Raw genomic sequence first — 13,154 nt, forward strand, 5'->3', positions numbered from 1 at the left:
AACTAATTGGTACTGTAATTTCACATTGTGATGACATTATCGCTCATCATCAGAAAGAGCTTGAAGACTTACGTCAGTTAAAAAAATTATTTCTTCAAAAAATTTTTGATCAAGAGTGGCGATTTAAAGGATTTACTGATGCTTGGGAACAGCGTAAGCTTTTAGAATTGACTAAAATATTTGACAGTGCGAGAATTTCTAACACTCTTTGGACAAATAAAGGGATACCATATCTTCGCTCTAGTGATATCAACACAGAAAGTCGACAAGATGAGCTAAGTATCTCTCCCGAACTATTTCAAAGACTAGATAAACAAACTGGATCACCTAAAAAGGGTGATCTTCTGATAATAAGCGGTGGTACTGCCAAGAGCGTCGGATTAACTTTCTATAAGGACGATAATTCGCTAGTCTATGTACAGGGTGGTGCGATTCTGTATGCGCAGACATCAAAGTCCTCAATGGTAGACGGTAAGTTTCTTCATTTCGAGTTTCTTACTAGACGACTCCGAAAATACGTTCATGATAGTATGACCGGCATTTCAATACGCCATTTTACAATTGATCCTGTTTCAAAAACCCCAATTATTTTTCCTTCAATTAACGAACAACAAACTATTTCAGGGCTTTTTGATGGCTTGGATAACGCTATCGCTCATCATCAGAAAAAGCTTGATCAGCTGCAGCAACTTAAAAAGTGGTTCCTGCAAAATATGTTTGTTTGATTGAAAATGGTATAGTTCAGTAATTACGCATATATGTAGCGAAATAGATTAAGTGATAACACTAGTCAAAATATAAATAATTCTGTATCAATTAATTAGATAATCTCTTGATTGTCTAATTTTTTGTATGGAGGTGTCACTATGGCACAGAAATTGAAATTACATGAGTATTTCTTTCAATGGATTCATCTTTATAAGAAAGATGCGGTGCGGTCTGTCACATATCAGAAGTATGAAATGACACATCGTCAACTCGTTAGACTAGTTCCAGATTTATACTTGAGTGATATAACTCGATTAACATATCAACAATTATTAAATGATTATGCAGAAAGTCATGAAAGACAAACTGTAATGGATTTTCACAGGCATATAAAAAGTGCATTAATAGATGCACTTGAAGATAATTTAATAGGTCGTGATCCTACACGAAAAGCAACTATAAAAGGTGTTCAGCAGCGGCAGCATAAAATAAAGTTTTTGAATCAGCATGAAATGCAGAGCCTATTGAATATATTGAGATTAGATGAGGGAGTTAATTGGGATTATTTCATACTTTTAATTTCTAAAACTGGACTACGCTTTGCAGAAGCACTGGCATTGACACCGAATGATTTTGATTTTGCTCATCAGTATTTAAATGTTAATAAGACATGGGATTACAAGTCAGAGAAGGGCGGATTTGCCCCAACAAAGAATAAGTCATCAGTTAGGAAAGTCCAATTGGATTGGCAAACAGTGATTCAGTTTTCACAATTAACCAAAGGGCTACCTGAAGATAAACCAATATTTGTTCAAAGAAAGGTATATAACGATACAGTTAACCATTATTTGGAGAGGTTGTGTAAAAGAGCAAAGATACCGGTGATTTCTGTGCATGGTCTTCGTCATACGCATGCATCACTGTTACTATATGCTGGTGTGAGTATTGCATCAGTAGCACGGAGGCTTGGGCATTCAGATATGACGACTACCCAACATACGTATTTACACATTATACAAGAGCTAGAGAATCAAGATAATGATAAAATAATGAAGCACTTAGCTAGCTTAATATAAGAGTAAAGTTATAAGTCATGGATGATACTATATCCATGATTTTTTTAATGTCGTTGATGATGAGCGATAATGTCATCACAATGTGAAATTACAGTACCAATTAGTTCCATTTCTCCCACACTGGTTGGAACCAGAATATGCAATCTAGCCAAGTCACTGGCATTTACCGCTGGATAACTAGTACCAGTACTAATTGCCATTACATGATTTACAAAACTTTGTTGCTGTAACACACTCAACAAGAAAGTACTGCTAATACTGGGTCTTAACTGCGCATACCCTGTTGAAAAAACGAAATTATCACCCGTTTTATCTTGGAATAGATAATTGTTCTTTTGATAAGGACGTACCATTTGATAAAAAATATCTCCCTTTTTGGCAAGCCTTTGAGCCCTAGAAGGGGCACCTGCTTTAGTCTCCAATCGATACTTCCTTAAATGTGTTCCTTTAACTGAATCTAAATCTACATATTCAAAACTGTTTGGTATATTTGTTTTTGGGTTAATCTGGACTATCTCTTTAAGCTTACGCTGTTCCCAAGCATCCGTAAATCCTTCAAATCGCACATTTGGCGTCATTTTATTACTCATTTACCAAACAGCTCCTTAATTTTCGTAAGCTGCTGTTGAGCGTCAGCATTTTGGCCCACTAAATCACCTAACATATCACTAAACTCTGCTTCTAACTGATCAATTTCAGAATCTGTCTTCTTCATGTCGTCCACCAATTTATCAACATCAACAGGCGGCTCTTCTTCAAAAGTATCTACATACCGGGGAATGTTGAGATTAAATTCATTTTCAACGATTTCATCATAAGTCGCCTTATGGGCATACTTGTCAACATTTTCCCTTTTGGCATAAGTATCAACAATCTTTTGTACTTGCTCATCGGTCAGATTGTTTTGATTTTTTCCTTTCTCAAAATCGTTAGAAGCATCAATAAAGAAAATATCCTTATTTTGTCGATTCTTTTTAAAGACAAGAATAGCAGTCGGAATAGATGTGCCATAAAACAAATTAGCTGGCAAGCCAATGACAGCATCTAAAACATTATCAGTTTCAATCATATACTGACGAATTTTTCCTTCACCCGCGCCTCTAAAGAGCACACCATGGGGTAAGACAACCGCCATAGTTCCATCCGTCGAAAGGTGATATAACATATGCTCAACAAACGCAAAGTCAGCTTTTGACTTTGGCGCCGTTTTACCATACTTACGAAAACGCTCATCTTCCAACTTGCCCTCAGGATTCCATTTTGCTGAATACGGTGGGTTTGCAACTACTGCGTCAAAAACCTCACTATCAAAATGATCGTCCTCTAAGGTATCACCATTATAAACATCAAAACGACTGTAATTAACGCCGTGCATAAGTAAGTTCATTCTGGCCAAATTATAAGTTGTTCCATTTAATTCTTGTCCGTAATAAGAGCCAACTTTAGCTGAGTTTCCTACCCGTAATAGCAGAGAACCAGAACCCATAGTTGGGTCATAGACCGTTTTTAATTTATCCTTATCAAATGTAACAATTTTAGCTAAAATTTTTGATACTTGTTGGGGTGTATAGAATTCACCAGCCTTTTTCCCAGCGTTAGCTGCAAATTGACCAATTAAGTATTCATAAGCATCACCGAGTACGTCAATTTGTAAATCGCCGACACCAAAAGGAATATCTGCTAAATTCAGCATAACTTTTGCCATGAGATCCCCACGCTGTGCGGGAGTTGAGCCTAGCCGATTAGAGGAAAGGTCCATATCAGCAAATAAGCCTCTAAAATCATCTTCCGATTCGCGACCAATCGTCGAGTTTTCGACCTCGTTAACTGCCATCTGTAACTTTTCAATATCAAAATTACCAGATTCAATGTCTTTAACTAATGAACTATAAAGATACTTGGGCTCAATAAAGAATCCTAACGTTTGGGTAACATCATCTTTAAGTTCAGGGCCAATCTCATCATCTGCATACGCTTGTGCAAAAGTGAGTTTATCATTTGCCAACTGCTTATTAACATAATCTTCAACTCTACCAGATAAGAAGCGATAGAAGATTAGTCCAAGCATATAGTTTCGATATTCACTTGCATCCATATTTCCACGCAAATCATTCGCAATCGCCCATAGCCGCTTTTGCAAATCCGCCTGTTGTTGCGCTTGTTCGATATGTGTTTCTGACATTAAGATAATTCTCCTATTCTATGACAACACGAATTTTTTCAATGCTCTAGTGACAAACGTTTTAACTCGACTCTTAACTGTGCGTTTCTCCATAAACTTCAACCCATTTGCATTTAAAGCCTCATTCAGTGCTTTGGTATTTACATGCTCACCATAAAAGCTAACATCGTCCATTTCTTTTTTGATAACCTCTTCTGGGAGATGGACTTCTTCAGAAAAGTTCTTAACAGATTCCTCGCGTTTCCGAATGAGGTATTGGTTAAGCTCATTGCCAACATTGTCTTCTGGATCCAGTTTAGGAACAATTTCTTCTAGAAAAGCCTGAAGTAAATCAGATTTCAATTGTAAATTAGGATCAGCAGCGTTTATCAACATTTTCTTTATTCGTCGTGTATCTTGTCGTCGCTCATCTTCATCTTTAAGATTAATCGCATGAATTAAATTTACAATATAACCCACATCAATCGTATCAGCAGCAATTAATTCTATTTCAAAATCAATATCGTCTAGTACTGATGAAGGATCAGGACCCTCCTTACCATCAATTAGCTCCTGGTAAGCAGTCGCATACTTGCTTCTGTATGACTCCATATCTTGATGAGAAAAATCCGCCATTTTTCCAAAATCAAATTCATCATAAACGCGTATCTTATTATAAATCCGAAGAATTTCCCGAAAGGCCAAAACAAATTTCTGTAACGCTTCATCTCCCAAATCATGAAGATTATCTACGCTCTGGGGCGTGGGCGATATCTCTCTCAGCTTTTCCACGGCGTCATCAAATTGTCCTTGTAATTCATCATAACTTGGAACGAAAAGCGATTCCGATGAGCCTGCTGAAAATAGTCTCACAGCATTATCTGTATCCTGTTTCATATTTCGGTAAGCCAAGATATTCCCAAAGGGTTTAGAATCCAGTTCTATCCGATTGGTACGAGAAAACGCTTGGATCAAATTATGCCACTGTAATTTTTTGTCAATGTACAACGTAGACAATTTGGGCGAATCAAAACCAGTTAAAAACATATTAACAACTATTAGGACATCAATATTAGTTTCTGGCGTCTGATAATCAAACTGCTTCATCCTCCTCGAAACATCATTGAAATAGTCTTTAAACTTGTCAGTACTGAAATTTGTTTCAAACATTTGATTATAATCTTTTATAACACTCTCAAGGCCATGCCGAGACGTCAACGTCTCTTTACTATCTTGCTTTTCTTCATTATCCTTTTCATTTGCTTCCCAAGTAAAAATAGTTGTAACGTGCAGCTGATGTTCTGGGTCTAACTTCTTAAATAGCTCATAATACTTCAAAGCTACCCGGGTACTAGGCACAGCTAAAATAGCATTGTAATGTCGATTATGGGTAATCTGACCATGGTTTAACAAGATATGCTGAACAATCATTTCTAGCCTATCGTCAGCTTCCATAACTTCTTTTTTATCGATACCTGAAACCATTTCATTGCCATCTAAAAAAACGTCTTTACCGTGAATAGTGTTCAAATACTGCATAGAAAAGCCTAGAACATTCCGGTCCCTAATAGCATCTTTAATTAGATATTGGTGTAGACATTCGCCATACAATGTTTCCGTTGTACGTCCATCTTGCCCAACGTTCTCCGCAAAAATTGGTGTTCCAGTAAAACCAATGTGCTGGGCGTTTTTAAACCATCGGTTAATACCCTTACGCATTTCGCCAAATTGACTGCGATGGGCTTCGTCTTCAATAAATACCACTTTAGCATCATGGTAAGGGGTCAATAAATCTTTATAACGATCATTTTGAATCGCATAGTTAAGCTTCTGTATTGTCGTAACTATTAATGGATTACTTTTACTTTGTAACTGCTCGACCAACATTTTAGTACTATCAATACGATCTAAGGCCCGACTTTCGCCCTTTATTTGAGGAAGATATGCGTTAAAGTTATCCGCTGTCTGGGTATCTAGGTCGGAACGATCAATCAAAAAAATAACTTTTTTAGCATCAGTTTTTTGCGCAATAATCTGACTAGCTTTAAAAGCAGTAATAGTTTTACCAGACCCAGTAGTATGCCAAATGTACCCATTTTCGCCCGGATGATTCTGTACTCGATCAATAATTGCTTCTACGGCGTACACTTGATAAGGACGCATAACCAATATTCGCTGTGCATCACTATCAAAAATAGTATATCTAGCAATTAAACTATGAAGTCTTCTGCGATCAAAGAACGATGCTGAGAAGGCATTAATTTCATTTAACCAATGGTTCTTTTTATCCGTCCAATAAAACATGAAATTTGAGTTTAATTTACCATCATTGTTAGCAAAATACCGCGTATCCTCACCGTTTGAAATAACAAATATTTGGATGAATCTAAATAGTTGACGAAAAGACTCATTACGATAACGAATAATTTGATTGAAAGCTTGTGGCAACTCAACACCACGTCGCTTTAATTCGACTTGAACAATCGGCAAACCATTGATCAAAATTGTCACATCATACCGATTAGTATACTTAGCGTTAACTGTAATCTGATGCGCAACTTCAAATTTATTCTGTTCAAAATTAGTACCGTCGAAGAATTCCAAATATACTTCTGAATTATCGTCTCGAGTAATAACAATTTTTCCTTTAGGTTGATAATCCGAACCTCTTAATAACTGGGCCATTTGATAAATCGTTTTTGAGCCAGTCAGTTCATTTAAGGCTCTAGTGAATTCTGTATCTGTTAATACTTTCCCTTTTAAACGATCGCGATTACGCTCATTAAGAACATCTCTAAAGTGTGCAATAACTGCTTTTTCATCCTGCAACTTGATTGTCTTATAACCAAGTGCATTCAAACGCTTCATAAGTTGATCTTCAAGTTCGGCCTCGGATTGATATTCTCTTGTCATTTTCCTCAAACCCTTTAGTTTTAAATTATTGATATCTAGTTTAACTAAGCATGATTACACTTAAATTTATTCCGACTTTATTTCTTTAATTCTACGGTTTAAACGCTGGCCGTGCAACCAATTAAATGTTCTAAAGCATTTCTAAAAAATTATTCATCAGTTATTCTCGCTATTAATTTCAATGACTTTCTTAAAAAATAACCGTATGCTATTCTCATAATTTTTAGCGTGTCGACAATCAAGTGGAATGCCTAACACCCCTATAGTAATTCGATCGTACTGTGATACTTCCTCAACAATTTCATCGCCATCAACTGGAGCCACAATAATTGCAATTTGAGCACTGATTAAACTGGTATAAGCAATAATTTGATGAATATCCCGTCGAATTCTCTCTTGTTGACTTTCATGATCTTCGCCATGTCGAACATAAAAATAAGATTTATACTTGGCATCTAGTACAATTTTTTGACCAGCAAATTCAGCAACCATATCAGGCTCTAAATATCTCGGCATTAGCTGCGAGACTTGATGTCGATAATGAGGCGTTAAAGTATGGCTAATTCTTGTGTTGTTATCTACTTGATTAACCGTATGAGCAAATAACCTTTGAATGTATCGCTCGAATAACATTGAGAAATCAATCCGCCAACTATATTTCCTTTGCGTCTGTTGCTGAATAAATACATTTAAAGACTCTTTCAATCGTTGGATATCCGTGCTTTCTCGCTTTTGAATTCGAAAGAGTCCTGTTTCATGCTTCACACTGTTACTAAAAGAAATTTGATGCCGTAGAAAAGCCATATTATCTGTACAATTTTGTTTAACCTGATTAGGTGTCAAACGGCTGTTAATGACCTGAACAGCTTCAGAAAGAACGTTTGAAGCTCGTTCAAATTCAGTGTGATTTTGTGTCATCACATTAACATTCGTTGGAAACAATAATCTTTTCTGCGGATCTGCAGCTTGCTTAGCGTATTGTGACCATTTAACATTACCAACCGGTCGCTCAAGTTGCATCCGTTCGTTTTTAAACATCTGCCAATCACGTGACTTCACAACAGCCACCATATTTGTAATAACTTCTTGGGCCATTAAATAGCGTGGCGTCGGTGTCCCTTCAGATCGTGTTAATTTTAATCTGGCATCAGTCTCTGGCGTTAAGCTAACACCAGCAAAGTCAGCCAACTCACTCATCCACGCAAACCAGTCAGTTTCATGGGCACCATATCGTGGCTTTATGATCAAGTCGGTAATTGCTTTTCCCTTACCGGCTTGAGGCATCCGCAACGGAATTGCCCCTACATATCCATTAGTAATGAGATGTAATTCACCCCTTAACTGATAGGTTTCAATATTCAGGTATGAGAATGACTCTCTATTCAGTTCAATAAACGCCGCTTGGTCCTCTAGCGGTGTTCTACGATCAACCATTCTTTTGGGAAGATGATAAATATAATCTGTAAAGGTCGGAATCTCAACGGTAGAAACATGAAAATCTTTACCCAAGATAGCCCTCCTAAATAAACAAGGTCTGATTTAACTCGTCAACAAAGAATTGATTCAAGGCATCTTTGGCTTGTATCATTAATCCATTATCAAGGTATTCACGAATTAGTGGGAGAAGTTCATACTCCATCCGATCCTTCATTAAATCATCCGCATTTTCAGAATCAGTTAAGTAATACGCTTGTCCCGGTTCTAACATAAGTTCTTCACTAGTCGCATACGTTTGGAAAATGCGATCCATTGCTTCAAATTGTTTTGAATGAAACACCTGATTACCAGATGGATTGAGTGGATGCGGATACATAGTGAACCAAGCAAATCGGCGTCTCAAAGCAAAATCAACAACTGCCAATGATCGATCAGCCGTATTCATAGTTGCGATAACGTATAGATTAGCTGGTAAAGCCTCAATCTCAATAGGATTTTGTGGATTACCAAGTTCCACTTTTCTTCTTTGCTGATCAGTTTGCTTCTCAAAGAGGTAGAAAGCTTCACCTAACACATTGCTTAAGTTAGCGCGATTGATTTCGTCAATCATCAAAAGAACCTTTTGACTACCATCTTCCTTTGCTGCACGAATGGCTTCCAATAATGGGCCTTCAAAGTATTGATAACTTAATTATCCCTTATCATCAGTAACCGGCTTATAACCACCCACAAAATCTGAATACGTGGTTTCAGCATGAAATTGAGTGAAAAATGATTCATAATTCTGACTCAGCTGATTCATTAAATAGGTTTTCCCAGTACCTGGTGCCCCTTGAAGGACGACATATTGGCGATTATCCAACAAATTTTGAATACATTTAGTTGTATCTTGCGTCTCATCGTAGTCACCGTGGAGTGCATTGATAAACTTGTCAGCTACTTTAGTTTCACCCTTGTTGGACCATTGACGTAATTCGGCATAAATAGCTGCAACTGCTTTGAAAACAAGCCAGAAATCTTTTTTACTGTAAGTTTGATCCTGAACCTCTTCAGTCACCATTGGTTTATCAACAAAGGCAACAAATAAATCCTGAGCATGTGAATCAATGTTGTCATCCTTATACTCTTTTTCAAGCTCCTTTAATTGTCGCTTAGGTGCGTCATCACCATAGTCTAAGGAACAAAAAGACTTTATTGTATTCTTACCTTTTGTATAACTAATGATGTCCTTCTGAAGATTCAGGAATCGTCGTCGAGTCCCTGGAAGAGTTGCTAACTGGTAGTCATCACCAAAACCGTCGTTTCCAATATCTAAAGAAATTCGATAATGTTTTTCTCCAGGGTTCACTTTAACTGATAGGCCAGAATAACGGCCGCTAGCTGCCTGATCACTACGGATAAAGGAAATGAAACCGAATCCTTTTTCGCCTTTAGTTAAATTATCACTGACATTCTTACGCGTAATATATAGCTTATCTTTAGAACCATCTTTGCCTCCAACCATGTTCAAAACATTTTCAAGTTCTTCCACAAATGTTTCTTTTAAAGACATTTTTATAGCTCCTCTATAGTTAGTAATGCCATTATATGATGAATTCACTGACAAATGTTGCTTATTGATAAAGATTAATGATAACTATTATAGTTAACCAACATTAACTAAAATTATCTTTTTTATTTTCAGTAACTGCGGTCCATTACTAGCTTAAAGCATGGCTTTCAAGCTTACCTAAGAGTAATATTTTAGTAAAAGGGAGGCATATTCAAATGTTAAGAAAAAAGTTCATAAGATTGGCTCTTAGTATCATTGCCGTATTAGGTTTATCGCTGGTGGTTCTACCCACACAGGCCTCGGCAAAAACAACTTTAAAATCATTTCCCACTTCATTGCGTCGAACCTGGTACCATTATGATGGTCATGGTCGCTACGACACCATTCATTTTTCGTCTAAGAAAATGCGTTACTCACAATATTACGATCACAAATGGTACCACAGTACTTCGACATTACATTATCGGAATGCTAAAACGGATCCAGAAAAAGCAAAAACTCATCGTTCTTGGATTATTGGCCATACTTATCATATTGGTAAAACCACTTGGACCAATACAATGGGCTGGAATCAATCAGCCGGTGATGGCAGTTCATACAAAATTGAAATTAAAACCTACCACCATAAAAAAGTCCGCGTACTGAGTGAAGCTGGCGGTGCAGGGTTCTGGATTGATAACCACTTCTACACCAGTAAGGGAACCGCCCATAAATTGGGCAACCATCATTTTTCAGGAGAACATTATTATTAATTTTTCTACTGATTTCTAACTCGTAACATAATGTGTACCACCGACTAAAATTAATCGGCGGTACACATTTTTCTTCATTCACCTCCTTTAAGATTCCGCTTTCAAATTTGTAATCAAAACGTAACTTACGAAGCACCTCTCCTATTCGATATACTAACCAACATTGTGAATAGAAAAGGAGAAACAAATGCCTCGTAATTTTAAAGAAGAAATCGTTTTTACTGCCATCATGGCCGGCTTAATGGTCCTCGTCATGGTTGGTTACAACGTTGCTTTAGCAGAAGGTTTCACTAATGAATTTCTGCTGCACACTATATCTGAATATCCCGGTGGCCTGGCTGTTGCCGTTATTCTTGACCTCTTAGTCGTCGGTAAGATTGCCAAGTTTGTTGCGTTTAAATACATCATCAATGATTATATGAAGAAAAATATTTTGCTGATCGGCTTAACCATCTCCGTATTAATGGTATTAGGCATGGTCACCTGCATGTCGCTATTTGGCATTATCATGGCTGGCAACGTCGGCTGGAGTGCATATGGTCACGCTTGGCTATTCAACGTCATTATGGCACTGCCACTGCAACTATTGATTGTGGGCCCCATTGCTAGATTTGTATTGGGTAAAATGCAGACAGCTGCAGACAATGTGGCTGTTTTACGCGAAAATGCAGAGAAAACTGAACTATAAACCTAACTCGCCGTTAATTCATTTCCTCACCATTCCACTGCATAATCGACTATAATGTTTAAGTAACCTTCTATCTAAAAAGGACTTAATGACTATGCAAAAAGAATTGAACTATTATCACCGGTACCTGCGCTCGTACTGGTGGTCAGAAATATTTAATACCGTCATCTTCGTTGTGGCACTAGGCGCAACCGTGGTAAATGGCCTGATTGGTGGCAAGGACTTGGTTTCGGCCTCAACCTCAAACGTTCTCTTTTACGGTGTCCTCATTATTATTGGCATCACTGTTATTGTGATGTTTGGCAAAGTAAATCGCCAAAACCGAGCCGTGGCCCAATTTAAGATATTCATGGCTAAGGATAATAAGCAGCTTTCACAGGATGATCAGTCACTTTATAATCAGTGCAAACGTTACTACAACCGTGGCCGTCAGCTGGATAAGCTCAATATGGTCATCGCCTTAGGGGTGGTCTGCGGCTATATTTTAATTAGTTTATGACAGTTTTTAATAATGTAAAATTGTCCTCGCAGTATCAAAACTTGCGGGGGCAATTTTCGTTCCCACCATATTTGTTTCACATGGAACAATCGACAGCAATTCTTCTCTTTGGGTGTGTTTATCTAACAAATAAGACTACAATAGAAATATAGCTTTAGAACATACGTTCTCAACAAAGGGGGATTGCCGTATGGCCTTACAATTATTCGAACCCGGTCATCCGTCACAACGGACGGATTCAAAGGAACGCAAACAGGCGCTAGATGACACATTAAAAAAGATTGATAAAAAATTTGGTAAGGGCGCTTTAATGCGCATGGGTGATAAACCCAATTTAGATATTAAACGCTTCTCATCCGGCTTACTCTCACTGGATCACGCCATTGGCGGCGGCTATCCGTATGGCCGGATCATGGAACTCTACGGACCAGAATCATCCGGGAAAACCACGTTGGCTTTAACCGCCGTTGCGTCACTGCAAAAGCAAAACGGCATCGTGGCCTACATTGATTTTGAAAATGCTTTGGATCCAGCTTATGCCAAGAACCTCGGCGTTGACCTGGACTCGCTGTTACTGTCACAACCTGGGACTGCTGAAGACGGCTTTAACATCGCTAACGAACTGGTCAAAAGCGGTGCCGTGGACATGATCGTTTTCGACTCGGTTGCTGCCATGTTGCCAAAAGCAGAAATCGATGGTGAAATTGGTGATAATCACGTTGGGTTGCAGGCGCGCTTGATGTCGCAGTCGCTGCGTGGCCTCACGAGTCTAGCCAACCAAACGCAGACTACCTTATTATTCATTAACCAAATCCGTGAAAAAGTTGGCGTGATGTTCGGCAGCCCCGAAGTCACTCCTGGTGGCCGCGCGCTGAAGTTCTACTCGACTATTCGATTAGAGATCCGTCGCCGTGACAACATCAAAGAGGGGCAGGATATTATTGGGACTAACGTTAAGATCAAGGTCACCAAAAACAAGGTCGCCCCGCCATTTAAACAGGTCGAAGTGCAAAACTTCTTTGGCAAGGGACTTTCTCACGCGGGTGATCTGCTGACCATCGCGGTAGATAATGACATTATCCAGAAATCCGGTTCATGGTATTCCTATCAAAACGAACGGCTCGGCCAAGGTCAGCCGAAAGTGATCGAATACCTGGAACAGCATCCAGAAATTCAGGATAAAGTTGAAAAAGAAATTAAAGATATGTGGCGCGACGAGAAGAAGGATGAAGAACCGGACAAAGATGATAAGTCCACTGGTGATCATACAAAAGCGGTTTAGCCACTACAGTAAAAGAGCGCTGATCAATCTGATCTGACGTGTACCCAAAAAGTTGGAACTAAATAGTTTTATTCTTCTAGGCAACT

Annotated in this window: 10 protein-coding genes and 1 pseudogene; 6 read left to right on the forward strand and 5 right to left on the reverse strand. The window is 38.3% G+C overall.

What is annotated here, in order from left to right:
* The coding region (locus CES81_RS12360) for a restriction endonuclease subunit S (protein WP_180949814.1) at nucleotides 1-725 on the forward strand (725 nt) is incomplete at its 5' end.
* A gap of 141 nt (nucleotides 726-866) precedes the next feature.
* Nucleotides 867-1,784, forward strand: a complete 918-nt coding sequence (locus CES81_RS12365) for a site-specific integrase (protein WP_089122034.1) — start codon at nucleotides 867-869, stop codon at nucleotides 1,782-1,784.
* Nucleotides 1,785-1,828: 44 nt separating this feature from the next.
* Here the strand turns inward: CES81_RS12365 and CES81_RS12370 are convergent, their stop codons facing one another.
* From CES81_RS12370 to CES81_RS12390, 5 genes and pseudogenes are all read right to left on the reverse strand, one after another.
* Nucleotides 1,829-2,374 (reverse strand): restriction endonuclease subunit S domain-containing protein, encoded by a 546-nt coding sequence (locus tag CES81_RS12370; RefSeq protein WP_089122035.1) that lies wholly within the window; start codon nucleotides 2,372-2,374, stop codon nucleotides 1,829-1,831.
* Nucleotides 2,371-3,966 carry a type I restriction-modification system subunit M gene (locus CES81_RS12375; protein WP_089122036.1) on the reverse strand — a complete coding sequence of 532 codons (1,596 nt, stop codon included), beginning with the start codon at nucleotides 3,964-3,966 and terminating at the stop codon, nucleotides 2,371-2,373. The genes CES81_RS12370 and CES81_RS12375 overlap by 4 nt, the downstream gene beginning before the upstream one ends.
* 18 nt (nucleotides 3,967-3,984) lie before the next feature.
* Complete coding sequence (locus CES81_RS12380; RefSeq protein ID WP_089122037.1) at nucleotides 3,985-6,858, reverse strand: type I restriction endonuclease subunit R; 2,874 nt, start codon at nucleotides 6,856-6,858, stop codon at nucleotides 3,985-3,987.
* 156 nt (nucleotides 6,859-7,014) lie between these two features.
* Nucleotides 7,015-8,367: a 5-methylcytosine restriction system specificity protein McrC gene (locus CES81_RS12385; protein ID WP_089122038.1), complete on the reverse strand. Its 1,353-nt coding sequence runs from the start codon at nucleotides 8,365-8,367 to the stop codon at nucleotides 7,015-7,017.
* 10 nt (nucleotides 8,368-8,377) lie between these two features.
* Nucleotides 8,378-9,847: pseudogene (locus CES81_RS12390) on the reverse strand (McrB family protein).
* 215 nt (nucleotides 9,848-10,062) lie between these two features.
* Here CES81_RS12390 and CES81_RS12395 point away from each other — a divergent pair.
* From CES81_RS12395 to recA, 4 genes are all read left to right on the forward strand, one after another.
* Complete coding sequence (locus CES81_RS12395) at nucleotides 10,063-10,599, forward strand: hypothetical protein (protein WP_089122039.1); 537 nt, start codon at nucleotides 10,063-10,065, stop codon at nucleotides 10,597-10,599.
* 187 nt (nucleotides 10,600-10,786) lie between these two features.
* On the forward strand, nucleotides 10,787-11,287 hold the full coding sequence (locus tag CES81_RS12400) for a DUF2798 domain-containing protein (protein ID WP_089122040.1): 501 nt from the start codon (nucleotides 10,787-10,789) through the stop codon (nucleotides 11,285-11,287).
* A 94-nt stretch (nucleotides 11,288-11,381) separates the two neighbouring features.
* On the forward strand, nucleotides 11,382-11,786 hold the full coding sequence (locus tag CES81_RS12405; protein ID WP_089088670.1) for a hypothetical protein: 405 nt from the start codon (nucleotides 11,382-11,384) through the stop codon (nucleotides 11,784-11,786).
* 190 nt (nucleotides 11,787-11,976) lie between these two features.
* On the forward strand, nucleotides 11,977-13,068 hold the full coding sequence (gene recA / locus CES81_RS12410; RefSeq protein WP_089122042.1) for a recombinase RecA: 1,092 nt from the start codon (nucleotides 11,977-11,979) through the stop codon (nucleotides 13,066-13,068).
* Nucleotides 13,069-13,154: the final 86 nt, after the last annotated feature.

Source organism: Secundilactobacillus pentosiphilus, from assembly GCF_002217985.1.
GTDB lineage: Bacteria > Bacillota > Bacilli > Lactobacillales > Lactobacillaceae > Secundilactobacillus > Secundilactobacillus pentosiphilus.

Bases quoted from the DNA above. Each gene is read 5' to 3' on its own strand.
- CES81_RS12370 (WP_089122035.1), bottom strand. From the start codon at position 2,374: ATGAGTAATAAAATGACGCCAAATGTGCGATTTGAAGGATTTACGGAT.
- CES81_RS12375 (WP_089122036.1), bottom strand. From the start codon at position 3,966: ATGTCAGAAACACATATCGAACAAGCGCAACAACAGGCGGATTTGCAA.
- CES81_RS12405 (WP_089088670.1), top strand. From the start codon at position 11,382: ATGCAAAAAGAATTGAACTATTATCACCGGTACCTGCGCTCGTACTGG.
- CES81_RS12400 (WP_089122040.1), top strand. From the start codon at position 10,787: ATGCCTCGTAATTTTAAAGAAGAAATCGTTTTTACTGCCATCATGGCC.
- CES81_RS12395 (WP_089122039.1), top strand. From the start codon at position 10,063: ATGTTAAGAAAAAAGTTCATAAGATTGGCTCTTAGTATCATTGCCGTA.
- CES81_RS12365 (WP_089122034.1), top strand. From the start codon at position 867: ATGGCACAGAAATTGAAATTACATGAGTATTTCTTTCAATGGATTCAT.
- CES81_RS12380 (WP_089122037.1), bottom strand. From the start codon at position 6,858: ATGACAAGAGAATATCAATCCGAGGCCGAACTTGAAGATCAACTTATG.
- recA (WP_089122042.1), top strand. From the start codon at position 11,977: ATGGCCTTACAATTATTCGAACCCGGTCATCCGTCACAACGGACGGAT.